At 63.7% G+C, this 801-nt stretch carries 1 protein-coding gene; it reads right to left on the bottom strand.

Features of this window, described 5'->3' with window-relative positions:
• Positions 1-801 (bottom strand): PAS domain-containing protein (locus JNK74_28480; GenBank protein ID MBL7650125.1); only part of this gene is annotated, 801 nt, incomplete at both ends.

Genomic DNA, 801 nt, shown 5'->3' on the forward strand with positions numbered 1-801 from the left:
AGGTTGATAAGTACCTGGCTCAGGCGCAGTCCGTCGCCCATGAGGTAATTGCTGCCGCCGGGCGGCGAATCGACGATGACTTCGATGGGTTTGGTTCCGACCGTACTTGCCATGATGCAGGCTGCGTTATCCAGCACTTCGCACAGGCGGAACGGCGCGTGCTCGATTTCCAGGCGTTGCGCCTCGATTTTCGAGAAGTCGAGTATGTCGTTGATCAGTTCCAGCAGCGAGCGGCCGGCGCGGCGGATTTTCTGCACCATGCCGTGCGCATCGGCGTTGAGCGGCTGTTGCTCCAGCATGTAGGCGAGGCCCAGTATGGCGTTCATGGGGGTGCGTATTTCGTGGCTCATGTTGGCCAGAAACTCGGATTTCGCCTGGCTGGCGAGGCGTGATTCCTCCAGCGCCTCGTTCAGCTCGCGAGTACGCCGGGTGACCTGCTGTTCCAGCGCGGCCGTCAAGTCATGCGCGCGCTGTTGCGCGAGTTTTTCGTCGCTGACGTCGCGATTCACGCCGACCACCTGACAGATGGCGCCGCTGGCATCGTGTTCGACCATGCCGTTGGCCTGAATGTGGCGCACCTGGCCATTTTCGAGCACGATGCGGAACGCATGGTCGAAGCGCCCGTTGTGCAGCACCTGCTGGTGCAGGGCGGTCTCTGTCGCGGCCGCGTCGTCCGGGTGCAGGCGCGCGCGCCAGTACGCGTAACACTGCCCGGAGTCGGCGATTTCCGTCGGTGCGCCGTACAGCGCGGCGGTGCGATCGTCCCAGACGAGCCGTTGTTCGGCGACGTGCCACACCCAC

Source organism: Candidatus Hydrogenedentota bacterium (assembly GCA_016791475.1).
In the GTDB taxonomy this organism is placed as follows: Bacteria; Hydrogenedentota; Hydrogenedentia; order Hydrogenedentales; family JAEUWI01; genus JAEUWI01.